The sequence below is a fragment of the Dyadobacter sp. CECT 9275 genome, from assembly GCF_907164905.1.
GTDB classification, from domain to species: Bacteria; Bacteroidota; Bacteroidia; order Cytophagales; family Spirosomataceae; genus Dyadobacter; species Dyadobacter helix.
Window position 1 is genome coordinate 788,879 of the sequence record NZ_CAJRAF010000001.1, and the last position, 24,352, is coordinate 813,230.

General features: G+C 44.6%; 23 protein-coding genes. 15 read left to right on the forward strand and 8 right to left on the reverse strand.

Features of this window, described 5'->3' with window-relative positions; all coding sequences use genetic code 11:
• Positions 1–328: 328 nt before the first annotated feature.
• Positions 329–721, reverse strand: coding sequence for a hypothetical protein (locus KOE27_RS03150; RefSeq protein WP_229252615.1), 393 nt, complete (start codon positions 719–721; stop codon positions 329–331).
• A gap of 426 nt (positions 722–1,147) precedes the next feature.
• Here KOE27_RS03150 and KOE27_RS03155 point away from each other — a divergent pair, with 426 nt between their 5' ends.
• From KOE27_RS03155 to KOE27_RS03175, 5 genes are all read left to right on the forward strand, one after another.
• Positions 1,148–1,423, forward strand: a complete 276-nt coding sequence (locus KOE27_RS03155; protein WP_215237393.1) for a SelT/SelW/SelH family protein — start codon at positions 1,148–1,150, stop codon at positions 1,421–1,423.
• Between the two features lie 18 nt (positions 1,424–1,441).
• Positions 1,442–2,101 carry a porin family protein gene (locus tag KOE27_RS03160; protein WP_215237394.1) on the forward strand — a complete coding sequence of 220 codons (660 nt, stop codon included), beginning with the start codon at positions 1,442–1,444 and terminating at the stop codon, positions 2,099–2,101.
• Positions 2,102–2,104: 3 nt separating this feature from the next.
• The gene (locus KOE27_RS03165) at positions 2,105–3,646 is read left to right on the forward strand and encodes a M43 family zinc metalloprotease (RefSeq protein WP_215237395.1); all 1,542 of its coding nucleotides are present in this window, start codon (positions 2,105–2,107) and stop codon (positions 3,644–3,646) included.
• Positions 3,647–3,868: 222 nt separating this feature from the next.
• A complete protein-coding gene (locus KOE27_RS03170) occupies positions 3,869–4,291 on the forward strand; it encodes an Hsp20/alpha crystallin family protein (RefSeq protein ID WP_215237396.1) in 423 nt (140 codons plus the stop codon).
• A gap of 209 nt (positions 4,292–4,500) precedes the next feature.
• Positions 4,501–4,836 (forward strand): hypothetical protein, encoded by a 336-nt coding sequence (locus tag KOE27_RS03175; protein WP_215237397.1) that lies wholly within the window; start codon positions 4,501–4,503, stop codon positions 4,834–4,836.
• Positions 4,837–4,886: 50 nt separating this feature from the next.
• On the opposite strand, the gene metG is transcribed toward KOE27_RS03175, so the two are convergent.
• On the reverse strand, positions 4,887–6,965 hold the full coding sequence (metG, locus tag KOE27_RS03180; protein ID WP_215237398.1) for a methionine--tRNA ligase: 2,079 nt from the start codon (positions 6,963–6,965) through the stop codon (positions 4,887–4,889).
• Between the two features lie 341 nt (positions 6,966–7,306).
• Here metG and KOE27_RS03185 point away from each other — a divergent pair, with 341 nt between their 5' ends.
• The 3 genes from KOE27_RS03185 (at position 7,307) to KOE27_RS03195 (ending at position 11,225) form a co-directional block, all read left to right on the forward strand.
• On the forward strand, positions 7,307–8,452 hold the full coding sequence (locus KOE27_RS03185) for a DUF3179 domain-containing (seleno)protein (protein WP_215237399.1): 1,146 nt from the start codon (positions 7,307–7,309) through the stop codon (positions 8,450–8,452).
• A 202-nt stretch (positions 8,453–8,654) separates the two neighbouring features.
• Entirely contained in the window at positions 8,655–9,653 is a 999-nt protein-coding gene (locus KOE27_RS03190) for an NAD-dependent epimerase/dehydratase family protein (protein ID WP_215237400.1), read from the forward strand.
• A 165-nt stretch (positions 9,654–9,818) separates the two neighbouring features.
• A complete protein-coding gene (locus KOE27_RS03195) occupies positions 9,819–11,225 on the forward strand; it encodes a tetratricopeptide repeat protein (RefSeq protein WP_215237401.1) in 1,407 nt (468 codons plus the stop codon).
• Here KOE27_RS03195 and KOE27_RS03200 read toward each other — a convergent pair whose 3' ends face one another.
• Entirely contained in the window at positions 11,226–12,221 is a 996-nt protein-coding gene (locus KOE27_RS03200) for a glycosyltransferase family 9 protein (protein WP_215237402.1), read from the reverse strand.
• An 84-nt stretch (positions 12,222–12,305) separates the two neighbouring features.
• On the opposite strand from KOE27_RS03200, the gene KOE27_RS03205 reads away from it, so the two are divergent.
• From KOE27_RS03205 to KOE27_RS03215, 3 genes are all read left to right on the forward strand, one after another.
• A complete protein-coding gene (locus tag KOE27_RS03205; RefSeq protein WP_215237403.1) occupies positions 12,306–13,601 on the forward strand; it encodes a M16 family metallopeptidase in 1,296 nt (431 codons plus the stop codon).
• Positions 13,602–13,921: 320 nt separating this feature from the next.
• A complete protein-coding gene (locus tag KOE27_RS03210) occupies positions 13,922–15,163 on the forward strand; it encodes a purple acid phosphatase family protein (protein ID WP_215237404.1) in 1,242 nt (413 codons plus the stop codon).
• A gap of 38 nt (positions 15,164–15,201) precedes the next feature.
• On the forward strand, positions 15,202–16,119 hold the full coding sequence (locus KOE27_RS03215) for a glycoside hydrolase family protein (protein WP_215237405.1): 918 nt from the start codon (positions 15,202–15,204) through the stop codon (positions 16,117–16,119).
• Between the two features lie 11 nt (positions 16,120–16,130).
• Here the strand turns inward: KOE27_RS03215 and KOE27_RS03220 are convergent, their stop codons facing one another.
• Positions 16,131–17,369, reverse strand: a complete 1,239-nt coding sequence (locus KOE27_RS03220) for a M16 family metallopeptidase (protein WP_215238355.1) — start codon at positions 17,367–17,369, stop codon at positions 16,131–16,133.
• Positions 17,370–17,512: 143 nt separating this feature from the next.
• On the opposite strand from KOE27_RS03220, the gene KOE27_RS03225 reads away from it, so the two are divergent.
• On the forward strand, positions 17,513–18,631 hold the full coding sequence (locus KOE27_RS03225) for a tetratricopeptide repeat protein (protein ID WP_215237406.1): 1,119 nt from the start codon (positions 17,513–17,515) through the stop codon (positions 18,629–18,631).
• A gap of 160 nt (positions 18,632–18,791) precedes the next feature.
• Here KOE27_RS03225 and KOE27_RS03230 read toward each other — a convergent pair whose 3' ends face one another.
• Together KOE27_RS03230 and ispF are read right to left on the reverse strand one after the other, a co-directional pair.
• On the reverse strand, positions 18,792–19,928 hold the full coding sequence (locus KOE27_RS03230; protein WP_215237407.1) for an amidohydrolase family protein: 1,137 nt from the start codon (positions 19,926–19,928) through the stop codon (positions 18,792–18,794).
• A gap of 11 nt (positions 19,929–19,939) precedes the next feature.
• Positions 19,940–20,458, reverse strand: a complete 519-nt coding sequence (gene ispF, locus KOE27_RS03235; RefSeq protein WP_215237408.1) for a 2-C-methyl-D-erythritol 2,4-cyclodiphosphate synthase — start codon at positions 20,456–20,458, stop codon at positions 19,940–19,942.
• Positions 20,459–20,731: 273 nt separating this feature from the next.
• Between ispF and KOE27_RS03240 the strand changes: the two genes are divergently transcribed.
• Positions 20,732–21,202, forward strand: a complete 471-nt coding sequence (locus tag KOE27_RS03240) for a Dps family protein (protein ID WP_215237409.1) — start codon at positions 20,732–20,734, stop codon at positions 21,200–21,202.
• A 190-nt stretch (positions 21,203–21,392) separates the two neighbouring features.
• Positions 21,393–22,490, forward strand: a complete 1,098-nt coding sequence (locus KOE27_RS03245; protein ID WP_229252616.1) for an MBL fold metallo-hydrolase — start codon at positions 21,393–21,395, stop codon at positions 22,488–22,490.
• A 13-nt stretch (positions 22,491–22,503) separates the two neighbouring features.
• Here the strand turns inward: KOE27_RS03245 and KOE27_RS03250 are convergent, their stop codons facing one another.
• The gene (locus KOE27_RS03250) at positions 22,504–22,974 is read right to left on the reverse strand and encodes a hypothetical protein (RefSeq protein ID WP_215237411.1); all 471 of its coding nucleotides are present in this window, start codon (positions 22,972–22,974) and stop codon (positions 22,504–22,506) included.
• A 12-nt stretch (positions 22,975–22,986) separates the two neighbouring features.
• On the reverse strand, positions 22,987–23,445 hold the full coding sequence (locus KOE27_RS03255) for an RNA polymerase sigma factor (RefSeq protein WP_229252617.1): 459 nt from the start codon (positions 23,443–23,445) through the stop codon (positions 22,987–22,989).
• A gap of 247 nt (positions 23,446–23,692) precedes the next feature.
• Here KOE27_RS03255 and KOE27_RS03260 point away from each other — a divergent pair, with 247 nt between their 5' ends.
• Complete coding sequence (locus KOE27_RS03260) at positions 23,693–24,352, forward strand: HAD family hydrolase (protein WP_215237412.1); 660 nt, start codon at positions 23,693–23,695, stop codon at positions 24,350–24,352.

A 24,352-nucleotide genomic window follows, 5' to 3' on the forward strand; every position in this document is an offset into this window, starting at 1 on the left:
TATTGAACCAGCAACCAACAGCCGGAAGGGTTTTGATTCAATTTTTACTACAAACATAGAACTCAATAGGGCATATCTGACGGGGATGCTTATGTTAAAAAAAATAACTGTGTTTGTTGATATGGAAGCGTAATGGAACATAGCCAGATCTACAACCACTTTAAATATCAGGTAGATCAGCAGAATACAAAAAACTTTGTCCTTGTAAGCTTTTTTGGATATAATTAAAAAAAGTGGGACGATACTGATTAATATTCCTGCGCTAACTAAAGGTTGTAGTTTGATTAAATTCAGATAGCTGTCAACCATTTACCATTTTATTAAAGTATTATTGTCCGCACTGCCGGGGACAAATCGGGCCACCTGTTAAAGCCTGTTGTTGCGGAGCATCCTTAAGTCCTGATCTTATGCCTTTGACAAGATCGTTTCCGTCTGCATCCACCGGTACTATGATAAGCCTGGAGGTATTTTTGCCTTTACCAAAAACAATTTCGTCAGCAGAGTGATCTTCCTGGCGGTTTCCGTAATACACCCTGAATCCCACACATTTATCACCATGTGCATCCATTAATTTTTTGAATTTATTGATGCCAAAAAATTCGGCTTCCACAAAATTCTCCTGTCTTCCAACAAACTCTTTCTCTCTTTTTTTGTGTGGGACAGTTAACTCCTGAACCTTTGATAATGTTACTAATTCGCCTTCGTCTCCGGTAAATTTCATCGTATTCAATGTTTTTAATATATAAAAGTCTATACGTAAAATTAGCACTAGGTATTTCAATAATCAAACGGTTGTGTATTTATTGAGTTAACGGTAAAATTCTTAACTTTCTTAAAATCATATTGTTATGTAATTGTAGTTTAAAAAAATGCGTAGAATTACCTGGTGTAACACGGTGATTTACGGCTTACTTAAATGGTATTTACCTGTTCGGGAAATTGGGGGTTTTCACGCTAAAATCAGGACTTCCGGTGATTTACCTTTGTAACAGGTAAAGTAATATTTTCAATAATAGGGATAAGGGTTAGGTTATTCGGAAAGCTGTTCCATCTTTGGAGCAGCTTTTTTATGCTTCACATTTCAGGAATAACCGGTTGAATCATGGAAAAGCCGTTACTTTGGCACTCCGGCAATCATAGATGATCCATGAAACCAAACGTTACCATTGAATATTGTCCAAAGTGTGGCTGGCTTTTACGAGCTGCATGGATGGCGCAGGAACTGCTTACTACCTTCCAGGACGATCTGAAATCTGTGAGTCTGATCCCTTCGGAAGTACCAGGGCGATACCAGATTACGTTAAATGAAGAACTGGTCTGGGACCGGAAACGCGAAGGCCATTTCCCGGAACCCAAGGAGTTGAAAAAACGGATAAGGGATATCATTGACCCTGAAAGAAACCTCGGACATAACGACAGGTAAATTATTATTAAAAAATTCATGAGACTAGGTATTACCAGCTTGCTCCTTTTGGGAGCGTTACATCTGAACGCCCAAAATAGGGTGGAGGACTCAATAACAGTAAAGCCGAAAAAGGCGTCGGTTAATTATTTTGGATTTCGTTTCGGAGGCTTGTCCAGTGATTTTAGTGGGAATGGAGGAGTGGGAATTCCTGCGCCGGGAGGGAAGTCGTTGCTGGGGTGGCATGCCGGTGGGGCGATGGATCTGTACACCAGGAAGTATTATAATGCCCGCGTTGAACTGTCCTATATTTCGAAGGGAGGGAAAGATACCTTTGGGAATGAGCGCATTGAAATGGAGAGTATGAACAGGTCTCAGTATGTCCAGCTCAGTGTTCTGCCGCTGATCGTAAAACCTGGTTTTAAAAAAATCAATCCCTATCTCGGACTTGGAGGGTACTACGCAAGGAGAGTCGCCATGAAGTCCAGAACCAGAACCAGTCTGGAGCCTGCGTGGGAGAATGATCCTGTAACGGCGCGGAACCTCAATGTGAAAAATGACTTTGGGTATTCTCTTTCTTTGGGTATTTATGTATGGAAAAGACCACTCTTAGAAATGCGTTATGAAGCCGGAATCCCTTCGGTATCCTCCACTTCCCGTATTAAAAACCGTTCTCTGGTGCTTTCCTTTTCAATTTAGCTTATGAATTCTTTGATAAAACCCGGTATCCGCTTGGTTTGTTTGATACTGGTCATCTTTATTTCCAGTGGTTGCGAAAAACAGATGACGCAGCCGGTGGACGATTTTTACCGTTTTGATAAAATGAGCCGGTTGACAATCAAGAAACCGGCTAAGACGGACTTCTTTCTTGGTATCGACAAGGCTGATATACCTTTGGAAGTAACCGCTTTCGACACAGAGGGGTTGATCATTAAAACACCCCAGGAAGCGGTTAGTTTTTATGCCAATGAAAACAAATTGGTCGACGAGTTGTTTACTCCTGACAAAGCTGGGGTTTTCAGGATAGTGGGGAAGCTGGCCGGGCAGGTGAGTGATACCGTTCGGCTAAGGGTGTTTGATCCGGCGTCCCTCACACTCCGGCTCACTGCGCTGGACGAAACGGATAATCAGCTCATTGCAAATGGGGTAGATACGCTCGGTTTTCGCATCGAGTTGCTATATGGTTCAGAGGTACTTAAGGTGGATATGCCTCTGGTACTTTATGTAAACGGAAAGGAAACCAGTCAGCCGTTTTCCACAACAGAAGCAGGTGAGTACAGGTTTGTTGCAAAGGGCCTTGGTATTGAAAGTAACGAAATTGTGATTAAAGCGATTTCCCTGCCTGCTTATGCTATCGTACGGCTTCCGGTGATCTTCCATGAAATCAACAGGCAAAATCTCACCGGAAATGAAATCAGGCGCCTCACCGACGGGATGACAAAGGCCTACCGGAATAAACTGAATCTGGCAAACGGGCCTAAGGACCAGAACGCAACGGATGTTTATGTTGAATTTTACCCCGCGACAAGAGGGCTGGATGGGAATCCGCTCTCAGTTCCGGGCCTGGACAGGGTGGCGTCCCAGAAAACGAGTTTTGCACAAGAAGATACATATTACGATTCCTTTAATTCTTTTTGGGATCCGGAACAGTACCTGAACATCTGGGTTTACCCGAATATAACCGGCAGTTATGCCAATGCCTCCTGGGCTTATTTTGGGGTTGTTACCGAGCCAATGGTAGGTATGGGAACAGGTGTGAAGGGTTCATCTCCCTGGTTTCCGTTTGGGATTTTCCTGAATGCCAGTCACTTAAGTAGTACTACTGAGGAGATACTTGCCCATGAAGTGGGGCATATGTTTGGCCTTGACCATGTTTTTGCCGGAAACGGCAGCAGTTTCGAGCCCTGTACAGCGGCGGATCCTGATCACTGTTCTGATACACCATATTATGACAGAAGAACATATTCGGATAACTTGTCGGCTGCATTTAGTGAGCGGTTTAAACGGACCTCCTGTGCTGGGGAACAATATACTTCTACCAATTTTATGGATTATTATTACGGATACAACAATTCCTTTACTCCCGAGCAGCTGAAAAGGGTACGCCATACCATAAGTTATGGATTGTGGCTTCCCACTCCTTTTAATGGTATGGTATCGGGTAGGAAAAGTGGGGTTTCTTCAATCGTTACAAGGCCGGCCAATCTTAAATACATCAAACCGGTGATTTGTGATCTGCATTGATTTTAATTATTTTAGTGTCATTTTGTCACTTGTTTTAAACTGAGCGGTAAAACTGTCAGTGTTGGTTGGGTGTGGATGGGAGAATAATTGCAATTAATATGGTTTTATGAATTTTCAGGTTAAGATAGGGCAAAGCCTTAAATTTTTTGTCTGATAATCATCTTTGGCACATTGTTTTTCGTTTATTATAAAAAATATCTGAAACCTAAATGATCAATGGCCATGGATAGCAAACTAAAAATACCGCAGGAAATGTTGATGAACATTGATTTCATCAACACAGTGAACGGTGGAATGAGTGAGCCTGCCATTCAGCTCGAAAAGGGAGAAGATGGTTTTGAGGTGGTTGTAAAAGTGCCAGGGATCGAGGTGGATGATCTGCAGCTGGAAATTGTAAAAGGAAAACAAAATTCCAACCATTTAAAACTATTTCATCTTTTACCAATATTTTCTCAGGAGTCGCTTCCCGGAGATGAGCAGTGGAGGTCAGTCCGCTTTATCAATACTTTTGTCATCCCGGACGGTGTGGATACGGAAAGTATTACGGCACGTTACGATGATATGAGCAGGCAGCTACTTCTCCACCTTCCCTTTGGGGATGAAAAGGGCCTCTTCCGCAGAAAAGTGGAAATACACCGCTGGTAGTAACCAGATTTCATACCGAAAAATGCTCATTGACCTTGTGTTGATGAGCATTTTTTAATGGGGGTATAAATGAATCCTGTTAGAATTGCATATTGTCAACAGATTGTATTAAGAAAACGGAAATATTTCGAGTCGTGTTTAAAAATACTTCTACATATCTGTATCTTAGCAGATAAGAAATAGATTACTCTCCATTCTTACTCAACGATATGAAAAAGTCAAACATTTTCGCTTACATAGAGCTGTCCAAACTGGTCGAGGAACTCAGATCAGCTTACGATTCTGGCCGCTTAAAGGATAAGTTAAAGTCACAGGCGGCGTACTTCAATATTATTGAACCCAGGTATTTTTCGGATGCATCTATCAGTGAATGGGAAGCCGTTCTTGATCTGATCCGTCAAAAGGGCGCCCGTACCGATGAGCAGGGTAAGGTTGTGTTGAACGCGGTAAGTAACACGATCGATCACCTGTCCGAAAAGGAGTGTATGGTACTGGCCGATAAGGTATATTTTGTTTTTGATAAAGTTAAAAAGGAATTTCAGTAGGATGTATAGGTATGGCGGATCAGGGACTCCCGCCATACCTGCACATATTTTTAACTCACGGTGGCTCCATTCCATACGTCTTTGCCAGGTTGCACAAAGGCCAGGCTGCCGTCACGGTCTTCTGCCATCAGAATCATTCCATGACTTTCCATTCCCATCATTTTTCGGGGAGCAAGATTGGCCAGGTACAATACCTTCCTGCCAATAATTTCCTCAGGCTTGAAATGCTCTGAAATGCCACTCAAAACCGTCCGCTGTTCGATACCGATATCTACTTTCAGTTTCAGGAGTTTTTTGCTTTTGGGAACTACTTCTGCTTCAGTAATGGTAGCAACCCGGATGTCCATTTTACAGAAATCGTCATACTGGATTTCCGGCCTTACTTCTGAGACCGTCTTGCTTTCCAGCTCATTGAGCCGTTTGGCGTCGTGTAGTTTTTGTACCTGTTTTTCAATGACAGTGTCCTCGATCTTCTCAAACAACAGTGCCGATTCGCCTATTGCAGAGCCTTCGGGCAGCAGATCCGGCCTGCCGGCATTGGCCCAGTTGGTATCACGCAGTCCAAACTGATCGAATATTTTCCTGGCCGTAAAAGGAAGTACCGGTTCCGAAACAATGGCCAGCGACGCAGCTATCTGGAGCGAGATATTCAGTATGGTATTTACTCTGGCAGGGTCGGTTTTGATAACATGCCAGGGTTGTGTATCAGCAAGGTACTTGTTGCCTGTTCGTGCCAGGTCCATGACCAGCGAAAGTGCCTCCCGGAAACGGTAGTTCTCCATTGACTCCGCAATTTTTGCGGGGAAAGCAGCCAGATCTCTTAATACATTCAGGTCAATTTCCAGCAATTCTCCTTGGGCAGGAACCGTACTTTCACAGAACTTCTGGGTAAGCACCACCGCCCGGTTGATGAAGTTGCCGTAAATTCCTACCAGCTCGCTGTTGTTGCGTGTCTGGAAATCTTTCCAGGTGAACTCACTATCCTTGGTTTCAGGAGCATTAGCCGCCAGTACATAACGCAGAACATCCTGTTTTCCGGGAAGTTCGTTCAGATACTCATGAAGCCACACCGCCCAGTTGCGGGAAGTGGAAATTTTGTCGCCTTCCAGGTTCATGAATTCATTGGCGGGAACATTGTCGGCCAGTATGTAATTTCCCTCGGCCATGAGCATAGCGGGGAAGATGATACAATGAAAAACAATATTATCCTTCCCTATGAAATGAACCAGCTTGGTTTGGCTGTTATCTTCTCCTTCCGCATTTTTTTTCCACCATTTTTCCCAGCCGTCTTCCGAACCGTTTTTTTGTAAAAGCCAGTCCTTGGTGGCGGAAATGTAACCAATGGGTGCTTCGAACCATACGTATAGTACCTTTCCGTCAGTATCTTCCACCGGTACTTTTATACCCCAATCCAGGTCACGCGTCATGGCTCTTGGCTTGAGGCCATCCTTCAGCCACGACTGGCATTGCCCGAAAACATTTGTTTTCCATTCGCTATGGCTGTTTACATAACTTTCAATATCGGGCTGCATGGTATCTAACGGAAGGTACCAGTTTTTGGTAGCCTTTAGTACAGGCTTTGCGCCAGACAATGTTGAGCGAGGATCCTTGAGTTCAAGCGGGCTCAGTGTTGACCCGCAACGTTCGCACTGGTCACCATAGGCATTCGGGTTGGCACAGACCGGGCAGGTACCCACAATGTATCTGTCGGCCAGGAACTGCTGAGCCGTTTCGTCGTAATATTGTTCCGTGGTTTCTTCTACAAAAACACCTTTGTCATAAAGGTCGCGGAAGATTTCCTGAGATGTCTTATGATGAACAGCCTTGCTGGTCCGGGAATAAATATCAAAAGAAATACCCAGTTCCTTGAAAGCCGCATCGATCTGAGTATAGTACTTATCCACTACTTCCTGCGGCGTCATACCTTCTTTTTTTGCCCTGATGGTGATAGGTACACCGTGTTCGTCTGTTCCACTGATGAAGGCAACTTCCCTGCCTTGCGAGCGGAGGTACCTGACGTATATGTCAGCAGGAATGTAACATCCGGCCAGGTGGCCAATATGTATGGGCCCGTTGGCATAAATCAGTGCCGCCGTGACGGTATATCGTTTTGGATTAGTAATGGGCATTGCTGAATGAAATAAAATTAAGACTTGTAAAATGATCTGAGCACTTTTAAGATAGGATCATTTGCAGGACAAAATTAGTAAAAAAGCTACCGGTAAATCATTCTTACCTCAGGAGGTTTTGCCAATAAAACATCCGGCTGGTTTTGAAAGGAAAAAGCGTGTGTGAATCATGGTCTTGATTCGGGCTGGATCACTATTTACGGCCGCCCATGTCTAATTTTCTAATCGCACTGATAGTCATAAGGTTCAGAAAAGAAAATGAAAGAAATTGAAAGAAAGTAGAAGTTCATAAGTTAATTTGTGCTGCGAATGTACATCACCACTATAATCTTTCAACGTAAATGAAAAAAGTATTTTATGCCGGCGTAACCGGGATTGTGATTTATGAAATAGCCAGCGTTTATTTCATTACCCCACTTCCGGGAAGTCAGAATCTAAATAGTATAGAACTAGCTTATTTTCTTCAGAGCTGGCGCTGGGTATTCAGGATCATCCTCTGGGTACTCGTATTGGCTGGCGGGGCCGCCGTTGTAAACAAGAAACCAATCTGGTTTCCTCTGGCTATGCTGGTGATGGCCCTGGGAATTACCTATGCCACTCATTATATCATGTCGGCAGATAAGATGTTTTATCAGCCTGTAAGACTGGAACACGAAATATCCGAAGAAAGTGTCGTTCACCAGGACAGGCTGGTACTCGGTATTTATGAAAACGGAGAGGCCAAGGCGTACCCCATTCAGTACCTGGGTTATCACCATCAGGTAAGAGATGTGATAGGCGGAAAGTCTGTGATGGTTACTTACTGTACGGCATGCCGGACAGGCCGGGTTTACGAGCCGTTGATCAACAACAGGGAGGAAGTTTTTACACTGGTTGGCATGGATCATTTTAACGCCCTGTTTGAAGATGCAACCACCGGGAGCTGGTGGCGCCAGGTGAACGGAGAAGCAGTAACAGGTGTATTAAAGGGTCAGCGTTTGCAGGAATTCCCAAGTATACAAACATCCCTGGGACAGTGGCTGAAGATGTATCCTGATAGCAGGATCATGCAGCCCGATCCCAGGTTCCAGGACGAATATGACCTCCTCAGTAAGTATGAAAACGGGTGGGGCAGTACAGGGCTGACCACAAGGGATTCGGTTTCATGGAGGGATAAGTCTTGGGTGGTGGGAGTAAAAATTGGGAAGGATACCAAAGCGTTGGACTGGAACCAGTTACTAAGGGAACGTCTGGTGGAAACTACAGTCGGCCGGACGCCTGTATTGGTAGCTTTGGGGAGTGACAACGGCAGTTTTTTTGCTTTTAAAAGAAATACACCTGCCGACCGCTTTACACTTAGAAATGATACCCTCTACTGCCGCGGAGAAGCTTATAATCTGCTGGGAAAAAATGTAAAACTTTCGGCAAAAGGTCTGGAGATGGTAAGCGCCTATCAGGAATTCTGGCATAGCTGGCGTACGTTTAATCCCGCAACAGAGCGGTATTAACCATTTGCCGCCCCCGATCATAAGAGGGTCCAGCACCTCTGAAAGGAAGGGCAGCGTTTTAACCAGGTTAGATAACACTACCAATAATTACTAAGGTAAATACTTGATGGGCGGATTTTTTATTGGTAAAGATTGAAATAAGCCAGCACATTTTGTCTGTCCGACTATATCTGCGATCTTTGAACGTACTGTTTTTAGCTATATGAAGATTTTGATTACCGGTGTTACCGGCCTGGTGGGAAGTGCAACGGCCAGGCGTTTTCTGTCCGGGGGGCATACTGTTTATGCACTTTTCAGGCCCGGATCAGACAGGACCCTGCTGGTCGACGTGGAGGAAAATATTCATTGGGTCGAAGGAGATGTATTGGATATCAGTTCATTAGAGAGAGCCGTGCAAGGCATGGATTATGTGATACATGCGGCTGCTGTGGTGTCCTTTGTACCCCGCGACAGAGCTACGATGTACAAGGTTAATCATGAAGGAACAGCCAATGTTGTTAACATCTGTCTGAAATATAAAACCCGTAAATTGTGCCACGTCAGCAGTATAGCTGCGTTGGGCAGGCCAGATCCCCGCAAAGTTCAGCCGGGGCGGGAAATTGTGCTGGACGAGAGCCAGCGCTGGGAAGATTCGCCCGAAAATTCGGAATATGCCAAATCCAAGCATCTTGCCGAATTGGAGGTGTGGCGGGGTATTGCGGAAGGGCTTGACGCAGTTATTGTAAATCCGGTTTTGATTTTGGGAGAAGGCGACTGGACAAAAAGCAGCACCCAGATTTTCAGATACGTTTATCAGCAAAAACCTTTTTACACCGGGGGAGTCTCCAATTATGTAGATGTAAATGACGTGGCGGAGGTGATTTTTCAGCTCCTGTTTTCAGATATTTCCGCTGAGCGTTTTCTGCTTTCGGCCGGCAGTATTTCTTATCAGGAACTATTCTTTCTGATTGCCGACACAATGAAAAAAAGGAGGCCTTATCTGAAAGTCGGAAGAAGGCTCTCAGGGATTATATGGCGGATCGAAGCCGTACGCACGTGGTTGCTTGGAACCAAGCCGCTGATCACCAAAGAAACCGCCCAATCCGGGGTCAGATTGATCAGATATGATAATTCGAAAATTAAAAATGCGTTAGGATTTAGGTTTCAGGCAATTGAGAATACTGTGGCCCGGGTAAGTGAAAGTTTACTAGCCCGGATTTGATAAAAGAGGAATTATTTCTAACTTTCTTACATTATTCATTCAGAAATCATTGAAAACGGCAGGGAGATTCCGCTTAAATATGGTTTTATTTGAAACCAAAATTCCGGCTTCCGTTAAATGATTATTCAGGTTCGTTAGCCTCTAACTCTAACCCACTCAATTGGTATGATGGAGAAAAATTTCGGGGAAAGAAAGGATTATTGGAAAGAAACACTGCTCCGGTTTGAAAGAATGCTGAAAACCAGCGAGCAGGAGTTTTTTGATTTGGAAACTTATGAAAGGGTAACGGGCCATTACATCGAAAAAGGAGACTGGGATAAGGCTTATCAGGCATGCGAACGGGGACTGGCGGATTATCCTTATTCACTTGACCTGCTTTTGAATAAAGTGCAGCTTCATGCCAACCGCGGAGAACATGAGCAGGCACTGGAAATGCTGGAACGTGCCTCACTATTCCATCCGGGAGATATTGAGATTTCTTATATGCAGGTCGCAATATCCAATATGATGGGCGAATACGAAGAGGCAATTGAACAGTTGGAAAATTTGCTGAACCGTGTTGATGATAAAGATGAGATATATTTTCAGATCGGTCAGACGTATCAGAATTGGGGTAAACTGGAAGAAGCGGTTCGCTATTACAAAAGATCTTTGAGGAACAATCTGGATAATGAAAATGCCTTGTATGAACTGGCGCACTGCCTGGAAATGCTGGGACAACTGGAAAGTCATCTGGAATATTATACCGAGCTGGTAGACAGAGCACCGTTTTCTCAGCATGCATGGTATAACCTGGGTATAGCGTATAGCAAGCTAGAACGTTATGAAGATGCAGTACAGGCTTATGAATATGCCACCCTGATCAAGGATGATTTTGGTTCTGCGTTTTTCCAGTTAGGCAATTCCTACATGAGCCTGGAAAAATATGAAGATGCCAAAGCACAGTATATCAGGGCCATTGAACTGGAAGGAGAGCAGCCGGAAACCTGCTGCTGCTTGGCGACCTGTTATGAGAAATTGGGTGAATTTGAGACTGCGATCAGATACTACCGTCAGACGGTCAAGCTGGATTCCCAGTGGGACGATGGCTGGTATGGGCTGGGAATTTGTTTCAACGAGCTGGGCCGCTGGTATGAAGCCGTAGGTTTTATCCGGAAGGCAATCCAGATCACAGAGCTGAATCCTGACTACTGGCTGGCGCTGGCTGAAACGGAGTTTAAAGTAGGAAATGTAATCTCGGCTTTCGAAGCCTTTGAAAAAGCCGCAGAAATTGAGCCTTCCAATCCGGATATCTGGCTCAAATGGTCTTACGTACTTTTTGAACAAGGCAATTATGCCAGAGCTTGTGACCTTTTGCAGGCAGCTATTGACGACATGCCCGAGGAAGCGGATCTGTATTACCGCATGGCTGTTTATCAGATTCATTCAGGGGATTACCGCGAAGCTTTAATTAATCTTGAAGCCGCGCTCACGCTGGACTATGACGCACATATCCAGTTATTTGATTTCTTTCCGGACCTCGAAAAGCAGAAGGCGCTCTACCGTATTATTGAGCAATACCGCGAAAAATAGTTATTTTAGGATATCCAGAAACTGGCTTGTCCGAATTTCATTTGCACAACGGAAATGCCCTTCGGGGCATTTTTTGTGCCCGTGCAGGCCACAGGGACGGCAATAAAGTTTTTCGGAAACCTCTATCAGGTGTGAGGAGTCGGACAATGGGCCGAACCCGAATTCCGGGATAGTTGAACAGAAAACAGCCGCCACAGGTGCATTCATAGCCGAGCTGATGTGCATAGGAGCAGAATCGTTCACATAATTCATGACTGCACTTTTCATCAACGCAGCCGACTCCAGAAAGGAAAGCTTCCCACACAGGTTTTCCGTTCTGGCCGGTAAATCCGACTGGTTTTTAATGCGATCTCCTAACTCCCGGTCGGTGGGTGCACCCAGTAAATAGATTGTATAGTTTTCGGGAAGGCTATTGATCAGGTCAATCCAGCCTTCCTGAGGGTATTGTTTTGTGAACCATACCGACGACGGAGCGATGCAGACATAAGGTGTTTGCTGATAGGCCCGTACGGTTGTAAAATCATCTTTGGATGGGTGCAGTCTGGGTTTCAGGCAAGGGTAACTGGTAAGTCCGTTCAGTAAGGAATAATTTCTCCGGATCTCGTGCACACCGTTTTCAATACTATGTACAGCCTTATGGGTAAAGAGGAACGAAAAAGGGTTTTTATCGAAACCCACTCTGATGGGCGCCCCTGAAAAGCCAGTGAGTATGCCTGTCGCTCCAAATCGCTGTAAGTTGATAACCCAGTCATAATTTTCTTTCCTGATTTGTTTCAGGAGCTGCCATAAGCTTTTAAACTTTTCTTCTTTCTTCTTCCAGATCAGTACATTTCTCAGGTAAGGATGATTGTGCAGCAGACCTTCATTTCCTTTTCGGACTAAAAAGTCTATCTGCGCATCAGGATCGGCCAGATGCAATGTCTCAATCAGTGACGTAGCCAGGATCACATCGCCAATAAAAGCAGTTTGTATAACCAGGATGCGCTTTGGACTCATGTTGGATAACAGTGTTTACGCAAAAGTCTGTAATTTTGCAGATATCACCGTAAATTATTGGTGAGTATTTTGTGTTAACATGGAATGAAGAGAAATAGCATACGCAAACAGATTATCCCGAAGGCCTCCTCCTTATTGCTGACAGAAGAGTACCAGCTTCATACCCTTGCTAACGGTATCAGGATCGCCCACAAGCAGGTACCGTATACCCAGATCGCCCATTGCGGTATTATGTTGGATATCGGTAGCCGCGATGAGCAGCCGCATCAGCAGGGACTGGCTCATTTTTGGGAGCATATGGCCTTCAAAGGAACTGAAAAGCGCAGTTCCTATCATATCATCAACAGACTTGAAAACGTAGGGGGTGAACTTAACGCCTACACAACCAAAGAAAAGATCTGCTTTCATGCATCCGTCCTGGACGATCATTTTGAAAAGGCGACGGATCTGCTGGCGGATATAGCTTTTCATTCGGTTTTCCCGGAGAAGCAGCTTGAGCGGGAAAGGAACGTGATTCTGGAAGAAATGTCCATGTATCTGGATTCTCCGGAAGATGCCATTCAGGATGATTTTGACCAGCTGGTATTTCCTGATCATGCATTGGGAAATAATATTCTGGGCACCATCGAAACCGTTAACTCCTTCGGAAGGGAGCATCTCTTTGAATTTATCAATCAAAATATCGATACCGAACGGATTGTTTTTTCTTCCGTCAGCCGCCTGCCTTTTACAAAGGTTATTCGCGTGGCGGAGAAGTATCTGGGAGAAATTGAGCATCGTACTACATCCAGGATTAGAAAAGCTCCTGATTCGTATGTTCCCGTAACCCAGAAAAAAGAGAAGTCCATTACGCAAGCCCAGTGCGCCATGGGACAACCCGCTTATCCCTTGCAGGATGATAAACGACTTCCGTTTTTCATGCTTGTGAATTTGTTGGGTGGCCCTGGCATGAACTCCCGGTTTAATTTGTCGCTCCGCGAAAAATATGGGTTTGTATATTCCATTGAAGGGAATTACACGCCTTATCTGGATACAGGTTTTATGGGCATATTTTTCGGTACTGAGCACAAGCAGCTTTCCAAAAGCATTTCGCTGATCAACAAGGAATTGAAAAGAATCAGAGAAGTACCGTTGACAACATTGCAACTTCACCAGACAAAGGTGCAGCTCATGGGCCAGCTGGCCATGTCGGAAGAAAGCAATATGAGCTTTATGCTGATGATGGCCAAGAGCCTGATTGATACCGGTCGGGTAGATTCACTTCCGGAGATATTCGCGGAGATACAGCAAATTTCATCCCTGCAGTTGCAGGATATTGCACAGGAGATGTTCAATGAGCAAAATTTCAGTTATCTGACCTTCCTTCCAGAACAGGATTAATGGCTGGGGGTAACTGTTAAGTCAAACCTGATTTGAAAGGTACCTGTATTTAAATTGCTGGAAGCCAGATACCCAGGCTTGACTCTTTCCCGATAACCTAACACTGCGTTACCAACCGCCTTCTGTATATTCTGAGGGCGGTTTTTTACATCCGTTTTGCGGAAAAGTAGCCTTTCCAGGGTGTTTTTGCGTAAACTATATGTGATTACACCAATTATTCTGACTATTTCGTGATGCGTGCAAATTATTATTTAAAAAGTTATTGCCGATTCTTTTGTATTAATTTTCTCCTTGTACTTGGTTTAGTTTCCGGACACCGGGTGCTTGCTCAAAATACTGCAAATCCCTACCAGCCTGCTGCCCAGCCCGACAGGATTATCCTGAATGTTACGCAGGATCCGTCCACCTCTATGGGTGTTAACTGGCGTACAAGCGATTCGGTAAAAGAAAGTTTTGCCGAGATTGCGATCGCAAGCCCTGATCCGCGTTTTGTAAACAAAGTCAAAAAAAATACCGCCAAAACCGAAACCTTACAACTCGAAGGTATCCTGGCAAGTTATCATTCGGTCGTTTTTGACAACCTGGTCCCCAATACCAAATATGCCTACCGCGTAGGGCAGGGTGAAACCTGGAGCGAATGGATTCATTTTAATACCGCTGGGAAACCGGGCGAAAAATTTTCGTTTATCTATTATGGTGACGTGCAGACCAATATCCGTTCATTATGGTCGCGCGTAGCACGTGACGCTTATGCAAAAGCTCCGGATGCCGTATTGATGATGTATGCGGGAGATCTTATCAACCGTGCTAACCGGGATGTGGAATGGGGCGACTGGTTTGAGGCGGGTGGTTTTATTCACAGTATGATTCCGGGATTTCCTTCGCCGGGTAATCACGACCACTATGACGGCCCGGATGGCAAAACGCTGACTTCCATTTTCTGGCGTCCACAGTTTGTACTTCCTGAAAATGGTCCTGCTGGATTGGAAGAAACATGTTATTATTCAGACATTCAAGGGATGCGTTTCATTTCGCTGAATTCGGATCTGGCCGAAGAGTCGGACGAGTTCCTGGAGAAACAAAAGGTCTGGATGGAAAAGGTATTAAGTAACAACCCAAACCGCTGGACCTGCGTAACTTTTCATCATCCCATTTATTCGCCCAAGTCGACAAGGGACAATAAGCGCATGCGTGAAACTTTTAAACCGCTTTTTGATCAATATAAAGTTGACCTGGTACTCCAGGGGCACGATCATACCTATGCCCGCGGAATGGCGAAAATCCCGATGGCAAAGAAAGGAGAAACCTCAGGAACCATGTATGTGGTATCTGTGAGCGGACCTAAAATGACTGATTCCAATGTAGAAAAGCGTGACTGGATGGATCGTTCAGCGCTTTACACCCAGTTGTACCATGTCGTAAAGGTAGAAAAGGATAAACTTACCTTTGAAAGTTATACGGCTACCGGAGAGCTTTACGATGCTTTTGATCTTTTAAAACAAAAGGGAAAAATTAATAAACTTGTTGACAGGATACCTGCCAATGTTCCTGAGAGAAGATAAGATTGGATTTTTGCTGTTCAAAGTTTAAAACAGAAATAATGAAAACCTATTGTTTATTCCTGAGCCTGGTGATATTTGCCTGCAATACTGCAAAAAAGGAAGAATCGAAATCAGACGAATTCCCACCTGAGCTTACCAATTTTGAAGCATATAGCGGAAATCCGTTATTCGAAGGTGCTGGTGATTCGCTGAAATGGGATGAGAAAATCAGAGAGCGTGGTTTCATTCTTAAAGAAGATAGTACCTGGTATATGTGGTATACCGGATATACCCGTAAAACGGGTGACGAAATAAAGTACCTTGGCCTGGCCACCTCACCAGACGGATTGAAATGGACACGATATACCGGAAATCCTATCTATACAAAGCTTTGGGTTGAGGATGTATTCGTAATGAAATCGGACAGCCTGTATTATATGTTTGCAGAAAGCAAGAATGATCTGGCACATCTGTTGACTTCCGCCGACAAAATTAACTGGACTGATCAGGGAGAGCTGGATATCCGGCTGAAAAATGGGCAGCCAATAGAAAAGGGCCCGCGGGGAACACCATCTGTCTGGAAAGAAGGAGATACCTGGTATCTGTTTTACGAAAGGAATGATGCCGCCGTCTGGCTGGCTACCTCGAAGGACTTAAAAACCTGGACCAATTATCAGGATGAACCCGTTCTTGAGTGCGGGCCGGGGGAATATGACCGGTATGCGGTTGCAATGAATCAAATTGTCAAACATAACGGGCGCTATTATGCTTATTATCATGCTTCGGCTTTTAAGGACTGGCATGAGTGGTCTACCAATATAGCCGTGTCTGAGGACCTGATCCATTGGAAAAAGTACGACAAAAATCCCATACTGCGGGATGATACTTCCAGTGGCTTAGTGGTAAACGATGGTAAGCAATACCGGTTGTACACCATGCATCCGGCGGTAAAAGTTTATTTTCCTAAGGGCAACTAATCGTGTTTGGTTCAGGAATTTGAGCGATAATACATAGTAGTGCCGTTTTCCGGCTTAAGGATAGTACGCGCTGCTTCGTGGATATCGGCGGAGGTCAGGTTCCGTATCAGTGCGGCATCTTCGTTTGCCCAATCCACGTTTCCTGCATTGGCTGCAAAAGCCAGGTTCATAGCACGGTTGAGTAGTTCCACTTCCGAAAACGCAAGTGTTGCTTCGGTCTGGTTTTTAACTTTAATGAGTTCTTCCTCACTTACACCTTTGTCCAGCACCTGAGCAAGCAAATCGTTCACAGCGGCATCCGCTTCTTCTAGTGATACGCCCGGGTTAAGATTTCCTTTCACAAGAAACAAGCCAGGATCCAGAGAAGAAGTAATACTGGCACTGATACTGTTGAACAATGGATTTTCTTTCAATAGCGATTGGTATAACCTGGATGACTTGCCTCTTCCGAGGATATCACTCAGCAGATCACCGGCATAAAAACCGTCGTCGTAACGGCCAGGCATGTGAAATACTTTGATCAGGCTGTTTAACGGAACCTGAGCAGAAGTTTCGAGAAACCTTGCCTCGGTTTGTAATGGCTCTTTCGGGATTTGCCGGATGTATTGTTCGCCAGCGGGTATCCCTCCAAACCATTTTTCGGCAAGTTTTTTGACCTGTTCCAGTTTAACAGCTCCGCCTACCACCATGACGGCGTTGTTGGGGCGGTAAAATTTAAAGAAAAAATGGCGGACGTCGTCCAGTGTGGCGCGTTCTATGTGCTCAATATCTTTGCCTATGGTAGCCCACCGATAGGGGTGCTGCTGATAGGCCACCGGGCGCAGTTTGAGCCACATATCTCCATACGGCTGATTGAGATAACGTTGCTTGAACTCCTCAATAACCACTTTCCGCTGAACTTCCAGTACATTTGGGTCAAATGAAAGGCTGAGCATACGGTCGGCTTCCAGCCAGAATGCCGTTTCAATATTGTTAGCCGGAAGTGTGATATAATAATTAGTAATATCCGGAGAGGTAAAAGCGTTGTTTTCTCCACCGACCTTCTGTACAGGGATGTCGTAGTCGGGAATATTAGCCGAGCCGCCAAACATCAGGTGTTCGAACAAATGGGCAAATCCGGTCCGTTCTTCATCTTCGTCACGGGAGCCAACGTTATACAAAATATTGACGGCGGCCATTGGAGTTGAAAAATCCTCATGAACAAAAACTTTAAGGCCATTATCCAATGTAAACTGCTCGTAACGAATCATAGAATGGGTATCTGATTTATTTTTCAAACAATTCCCGAATTATGTGCCTATGGCAGAAACCAGGGCATACAATTTTGGGTTATAAGCAAAGCTACTGTTCAGGTGGGACTCCACCAAACCATTTCCGTTTTATCCATTTAGCCATGCACTTCAGAGCAACACTGTTTTTTTTAATTCTGTTCTTTTTTTTTACAGGGCCCGGAGCCAGAGGCCAGCTTCTCAACGATCCTGCTGCTATAAAAACAATTCAGGGGGCGCTGGATAAAATTTATAACTATGAATTTGCGGAGGCGGAAAAAATCATTAACCAGGTAGAGGGCAAATATCCGGGCCATCCCGTGATCCACATTCTAGACTCCTTTATACTCTTCTGGCGGTATCTTCCTATTAAGGATAATCCCGTTAAAGCAAAAGAATATGTTCAAAAGCTGAATGCCTGTCTTTCCGCAGTGGAAAAGCGTTTTGGTAAAGACAGCAGAGATCCGGAAGCAGTGTTTTATGTGATGGTTGCGAGGGGTTATCTGGCCATGATGTACAATTATAAAGGGGAAATGCTCAATGCCGCCGGCGAGGGGAAGAAGGCCTACAATGCTTTTCTGGAAGGGTTGAAACTAATCAGTAAAAACCCTGAGTTTTATTTTACTTCCGGTATGTATAACTACTATGTGGTCATATATCCGGAAATACATCCAATTGTGAAACCGCTGATGGTGTTTTTCAAGAAGGGGGATAAAGCGTTGGGAATGAAACAAGTGGAAACCGGTACCCGCCTGGGCACGATCACCAAGGCAGAATCCTGTTTTTATCTGTCGCATCTGTATCTGAAATATGAAGACAGGCCTGAGAAGGCGGTGGTATATATGCAACGGCTGGTAGATCAGTATCCTCAGAATCCGATTTACCTGATGAAGTACATAGAGTCCTTGGTATTAGCCGGGAAGTATGACGAGGCGGAATCTCTGATGCCTCCATTGAAGCGTTTGCAAACAGGCTTTTTCCCTGCATCATGGCATACTTTTCAAGCAATTATTCTGGAAAAGCGCGACAAAAATGATACTGCAGCCCAGCGCGAATACCTGGCCGCGCTTAGACTACCCCACGACGACCAGTACACCGAGGAATATACCCCCATGGCCTATGCAGGTTTGGCGCGTATCGCCAAAAGGGAAGGCAATCAATCCAAAGCCAAAGACTACTATAAAAAATGCCTGGATAGGGCAGAGTACACCTCTTTGATCAAGGAAGCCAGGAGCGGGCGGTGAGAGTTAAATGGAGTTTGCAGTTTTTAGTTGACAGTTCACAGCGCTACCAACCCGGCCCGCCGCCCACTTTGAACTGCTTACTTAAAACTTAAAACTACCTGCTTACTTAACACCGCCTACTGCCCACCGCCCACTGCCTACTTAAAACTAAAAACTGAAGTTACTCTGGAAAGAGGCTCTTATCCAGGCCTGGGATAATTTTCAGGGCATTTTTGTAGTACAATTTTTTAAGTACCTCATCCGGAAGTCCCATGCCATACATACGCCAGAAAGCGTGGTATTTTTTGTGATAGGGGAAATACTCGTCCTCCGTTTCCAGCACCCTGAAATACGTAGTATATTCGGAGGGTACCCAGCTGTCTTTCCCGAAAAGCACGCGATCCTGATATTTAGTGAAAAACTTTTTGGCATTCCGGGGTTGGCGACCCAGTTCAGCGATTACCGCACCAATTTCAACATACATGTTGGGGAATACCGTCATAAGGCTATCCAGCTTTTTCAGGTTATTGGGGTACCATCCCATGTGCGCGTTGATGAAAGTTGTCTTGGGATTATTACGGAAAATAGCATGCTGCTCAGCTATGAGTGAATCAAAAGGGACGGGATCGTTTGCTCCGCGGCGGCGGCCCGGGTGCGTTTTTAATTCCAGCCAGCGCTCGTTATAACGGTCCATAGGGTCCCAGAACGACGGCACATCCGCAGTATGTATCAGGACGGGTATCCCCAGTTGGCCGCACTTTTGCCAAACGCCCTGGAGCCGCGGATCACTCACCGCCACCCGGTTCCCTTTGTCATCTTTTATTCCGCTAAAACCCAGGCTTTTATAAATTTTCAACCCCTTGGCACCCATTTTTACATCTTCCTCCAGCTGTTTGACAGCCCTGGCGGTCCAGTCTTTTTCACCAAACCCTTTAAACTGCAAATTGGTAAATACCGCGATCCTTTTTGGTTCATTTTTGGCGACATTTTCCAGAGAGCCTTTCAGCGTTGCAGTACCCTCCGCCCATTCCTGAGACCAACCGCGCCCGCTGAGGTTCACCATGATAGCCATATTTAGGCTGTCCATCTGAGCTGTCAGGTTTTTAAGGTTCTGGGTAGGCATCTGGTACTGATGGTTGTGCACATCAATAAAAGGGAATTTTGCCCTGCGGGTGATATGCTCTTCTACCTTGAGGGTAGAAACAGGATCGTATTCTTCGAAACCAAGCGGTTCTTCACTGAGCTTATTCTGTTGTGCCGAAGAGCAGTTAATACCCAGGAACAAAAGTAAAAGGGGTAGTATATGATATTTTTTCATCAGGTAAGGTTTTACGACAGACGGCTTAATAAGGGATCAATCTTAAAATCGGTTTTATAAATGAGTGCAACACAATGCGCTGCAATTCCTTCCTCCCTTCCTACAAAGCCCAGCAGCTCCGATGTGGTTGCTTTAATGGAAATATCTTCTTCGCTCATCATCATCACACCCGCAAGGCAGGCTTTCATTTCGGGTATGTATGGGTTTAATTTGGGATTTTGCAACACGATGGTGACGTCAGCATTCCCCACTTCATATCCCTTTTCCCTGATCATTTCCATTACTCTGGCCAGAAGAATCTTGCTGTCGACGCCCTTCCATTGAGGGTCCTTATCCGAAAAGTGGTAACCGATATTCCGCATATTGGCTGCACCTAAAAGTGCATCGCAAAGAACATGGCAAACAACGTCGGCGTCGGAATGGCCCTTGGCTCCATGGGTGTGCGGTATTAAAATTCCGCCCAGCCAGAAAGGCCTGCCTTCTGTTAACTGATGTACATCATACCCTTGTCCGATCCGGAATGGAAACATAATCAACTGCTTAAATTAGATACAGATGCAAGTTGGCGATTGAATCCCAAACGACAATGTATATCGGTAGAGAAACTTACAGAATTTGAAATGACCGGTTGTTGGAACTTCAAAGGATTTAATGCCGATTTAATAACTTAACTATTTAAAAACGCGGTTAATGAGGTAAATTGCCGATATTTAGAACGTTTACGAGGCAGGCCGGTGGCCCGGCGTAAAACATGCGGAATCGTTATTTTAATAGTATTTTTTACTCCATAGAACCAAATATTTATGAAAACGAACATTGGGATATCTGACGAAAATACCCAGGAGGTAGCATTTCTTCTTAACAAATTACTGGCCAATGAATTTGTGTTGTACACAAAAACCCGCAATTACCACTGGAACATCGGAGGTATGAATTTCTTTGAGTTACACAAACTTTTCGAAGGGCAGTATGAACAGCTTCAGGTGATTCTGGACGACATAGCCGAACGGATCAGGGCCATTGGTCATTACTCTGAGGCACGCCTGGAGGATATATTAAAACTGACGGATTTGCTCGAGACCCCCTATACCAATGATGAAAAGACTCAGCTGAAAAATCTGCTGGATGATCATGAAACCATCATTCGTATCCTGAGAACGCTGGCTACTGATTTTGCTGATAAATATAAAGATCTGGGTTCCAGTGACTATGTAACCGGTTTGCTGCGGGAGCATGAAAAAATGGCCTGGATGTTACGGGCTTTTCTGAAATAAGGTAAATCCGGGAAGTGCTACGATCAGGCGGGTATTGAAAGTATGAGACTTTTTTACCCGCTTTTTTGATGTTTAAGAAATCATAATCAGGTATTTAAAGTACTGCACTGGTTAAATATTGTCATTGAATCCAATATTATCTTTGGAAATGAACTGTAAGCTAAAAACCATACTAAAACGGACGATTCTGATGCTTATTTCTCTTATCATTTTTTTTGCCATAGCTGTTTTTCTTATTCTTCAGTTGAAATCCTTTGGCAAAGAACCCACGGGAGCCCGTCTGGAGAGGATCCGGAAATCTCCTAATTATAGAAACGGCAGTTTTCAGAATCTCACCAAAACACCGGTGAATGCCGAAAATTCTAGCTTTACCAAAATATTAGTGATGTTTATGTTTGGCAAGGACAAAAATGCCGAACCGATTGTCCCGCTGCCTTCAGTGCGTACCAACCTGAAAGGGCCGCCTCAGACACAACCGACCATCACTTACTTCGGACATTCCTCTTACCTGATCCAGATTGACGGGAAGAATATTCTCATGGATCCGGTATTCTGCGAACGTACTTCGCCGGTTCAGTTTTTGGGGTCAAAAAATTTTGAGGGAACACATGTTTACGGCCTTGTAGATATGCCGCGGATAGATTTTGTATTCCTGTCTCACGACCACTATGATCACATGGATTATGAAACCCTCAGGGAGTTTACTGGGAGGGAAACCCGCTTTGTAGTACCGCTCGGTGCCGGCGAGCATCTGGAATATTGGGGTATATCACCGGCGCATATCACAGAATTGGATTGGTGGGAAGAAACCAGCGTGGTACCGGGTTTGAAAATAACCTCCACTCCGGCGAGACATTTCTCAGGCAGGAATTTCAACAGGGGAAAGTCGCTGTGGACGTCTTATGTGATGCAGTCGGACTCGTACAGGATTTTTCTCGGAGGGGACTCAGGCTATGAAAAACATTTTGCAGAAATCGGCAGTAAATTCGGTCCTTTTGATCTGGCCATTCTGGAATGCGGCCAGTACAACGAAATGTGGCCTTATATACACATGATGCCTGAGGAAACCGCCCAGGCTTCTGTTGATCTGAGAGCCAAAGTGTTATGGCCTGTCCATTGGGGAAAATTTGCGCTTGGTATGCATGCATGGAACGAGCCCATTATCCGCGTATCTAAAAAAGCAGAGGAGATGGGAATCAAACTGACGACGCCGAGAATTGGTGAACAAATTGTACTTCCTAATACTTTACCTGATCAAAAATGGTGGGAATTACCCATGAAAGAATGATTCAGCTATTCAGCTATTCAGGTGTTATGGTTTGGCTGGCTTTCAGCTGATCAATTTCTTTTTGCAGGGTCGTGGATTTAAAGTAATAGTACAGGCCCAGGATCAGGAATATTTTGGATAAAACAAAAATGGTTATAAAAGCCGGCCGCCAGTATTTATGTACCTTAATGTGGGTATCACTTACTTCAATTTCAAGGAATTTTTCTTTAGACGCATGAGGATTTTCTGTCTGCTTTTGCGGAGGTGATTTTTGTAGGTCGGAGCGGGTAGTTTTTAATAAAATAAGGTTCCGGATGACAGGCGGCGGAGTAACCGATTGCGTATGAAAGAACGCATTTATGCCCTTTTCGAGGTCTGCCAGATAGTCCGCCATGGCAGGTTCATCCTGTACAAACTGCTGAACGGCCTTTTTTTCTTCTGCGGATGCTAATCCCAGAATAGATACTTCCAATATTCCGCTGCTGATAAATTCGTGTGTCTTCAAAGTTAATTTCTGTTAGGAGTTTCTTGAGGACTGAAAAAAGTCGTGAAACGATTTCAATACCTCGGATTTAGAAATGCTTAACTTTTCAGCCACTTCGTCGGGGGTATATCCCTGGCAAAAAGCGAGGTCAAATATCAGTTGGGGTGAGTTTACAATGGGTTCCGCCGTACTTTCGCTATGAGCAGGTACTACCGACATTAACTTTCTCTTGGCCTCAACCGCCTTAGCCCTTGCCAGTTTGATCACACAGGCACCAAACGAAAAGGGGTAGCTGTTGCAGGACTGGAGTAACGGAGAAGCAAAAACCTCCACCAGTATCTCCTGAGCAAGATGAGGTTGCGGTATAATCTGCAGAATGATGCCGTATGCCATGGCTCCGAACTTATCGTACACTTCAATTGAGGTAAGGTTTCCGGAAGTTACTGAGGCCGTGCTTTTATCAAAATTCGATAATTGATCTAGTTCAGTCATGAGCCCTGATTATTAGGATCTGTGATGGGTAATAAGTTATCTCTTAAAACGGCCGATGAAATACGGGCCATTGAGGTAAAGATAGAAATTAATCTAGTAAAAAATAGTAGAACTTCTGTAAATGATTTTGTGGTTTTTGAAATTTTAAATGTAGTTTTTTTTAGATTTTTATCAGGCTGAAACGGAATAAAACAGGAAGAGATGGGTAGTCTTTTACAAATCAGCTGTTGATGTATACATTTACAGCATGAACAAGGAAATTGCAGTAATTTTTGACATGGATGGCGTCATTTGCCATACCAATCCCTATCATTCCATCGCTTTTCGGGAGTTTTTTTCAAGCCGGAACCTGTCGCCTACGGATGAGGAGTTTGCAGAACATATGTTTGGCAAAAGTAACAGTTACATACTTTCGCATTTTTTGCAAAGGCCTATAACAGGAGTGGAGCTGAGCCTGCTGGAGGATGAAAAGGAAAGCCTGTTCAGGAAAATCTATGAGCCATTCATAGAGCCCATAAGCGGTTTTCCGTTTTTCGTAGAAGACCTTTATGCCAATGAAGTGAAACTTGGTGTGGCAACTTCGGCACCAAGGGCAAATCTCGACCTTATTTTTAGCAAAGTAGCCATACGGGAAATGCTGGGATCGATACTGGCGAGTGAAAATGTAACCCGACACAAACCCGATCCTGAGGTGTACCTCAAATCCGCGCAGCATCTGGGTGTGAAGCCAGACCAGTGTGTGGTTTTTGAAGATTCATTTTCTGGCGTATCCGCTGCCAAAAATGCCGGGATGAAGGTAGTAGGGGTGTTGAGCTCACATACTCCTGAAGAGCTGCCGGTCTGTGATTTATATGTTAACAATTACGAGGGGCTGGATTTCAGGAGCGTTGCAGCTTTGTTCAGGTGA

Coding starts and splice junctions, on each gene's coding strand:
- KOE27_RS03205 (WP_215237403.1), top strand. CDS start 12,306: ATGAAGAGAAATAGCATACGCAAACAGATTATCCCGAAGGCCTCCTCC.
- KOE27_RS03245 (WP_229252616.1), top strand. CDS start 21,393: ATGCTTATTTCTCTTATCATTTTTTTTGCCATAGCTGTTTTTCTTATT.
- KOE27_RS03190 (WP_215237400.1), top strand. CDS start 8,655: ATGAAGATTTTGATTACCGGTGTTACCGGCCTGGTGGGAAGTGCAACG.
- KOE27_RS03195 (WP_215237401.1), top strand. CDS start 9,819: ATGATGGAGAAAAATTTCGGGGAAAGAAAGGATTATTGGAAAGAAACA.
- KOE27_RS03260 (WP_215237412.1), top strand. CDS start 23,693: ATGAACAAGGAAATTGCAGTAATTTTTGACATGGATGGCGTCATTTGC.
- KOE27_RS03240 (WP_215237409.1), top strand. CDS start 20,732: ATGAAAACGAACATTGGGATATCTGACGAAAATACCCAGGAGGTAGCA.
- KOE27_RS03220 (WP_215238355.1), bottom strand. CDS start 17,369: ATGATTCGTTACGAGCAGTTTACATTGGATAATGGCCTTAAAGTTTTT.
- KOE27_RS03200 (WP_215237402.1), bottom strand. CDS start 12,221: ATGAGTCCAAAGCGCATCCTGGTTATACAAACTGCTTTTATTGGCGAT.
- KOE27_RS03225 (WP_215237406.1), top strand. CDS start 17,513: ATGCACTTCAGAGCAACACTGTTTTTTTTAATTCTGTTCTTTTTTTTT.
- KOE27_RS03165 (WP_215237395.1), top strand. CDS start 2,105: ATGAATTCTTTGATAAAACCCGGTATCCGCTTGGTTTGTTTGATACTG.
- KOE27_RS03230 (WP_215237407.1), bottom strand. CDS start 19,928: ATGAAAAAATATCATATACTACCCCTTTTACTTTTGTTCCTGGGTATT.
- KOE27_RS03150 (WP_229252615.1), bottom strand. CDS start 721: ATGAAATTTACCGGAGACGAAGGCGAATTAGTAACATTATCAAAGGTT.
- KOE27_RS03175 (WP_215237397.1), top strand. CDS start 4,501: ATGAAAAAGTCAAACATTTTCGCTTACATAGAGCTGTCCAAACTGGTC.
- KOE27_RS03155 (WP_215237393.1), top strand. CDS start 1,148: ATGAAACCAAACGTTACCATTGAATATTGTCCAAAGTGTGGCTGGCTT.
- KOE27_RS03170 (WP_215237396.1), top strand. CDS start 3,869: ATGGATAGCAAACTAAAAATACCGCAGGAAATGTTGATGAACATTGAT.
- metG (WP_215237398.1), bottom strand. CDS start 6,965: ATGCCCATTACTAATCCAAAACGATATACCGTCACGGCGGCACTGATT.
- KOE27_RS03255 (WP_229252617.1), bottom strand. CDS start 23,445: ATGACTGAACTAGATCAATTATCGAATTTTGATAAAAGCACGGCCTCA.
- KOE27_RS03215 (WP_215237405.1), top strand. CDS start 15,202: ATGAAAACCTATTGTTTATTCCTGAGCCTGGTGATATTTGCCTGCAAT.
- KOE27_RS03160 (WP_215237394.1), top strand. CDS start 1,442: ATGAGACTAGGTATTACCAGCTTGCTCCTTTTGGGAGCGTTACATCTG.
- KOE27_RS03185 (WP_215237399.1), top strand. CDS start 7,307: ATGAAAAAAGTATTTTATGCCGGCGTAACCGGGATTGTGATTTATGAA.
- ispF (WP_215237408.1), bottom strand. CDS start 20,458: ATGTTTCCATTCCGGATCGGACAAGGGTATGATGTACATCAGTTAACA.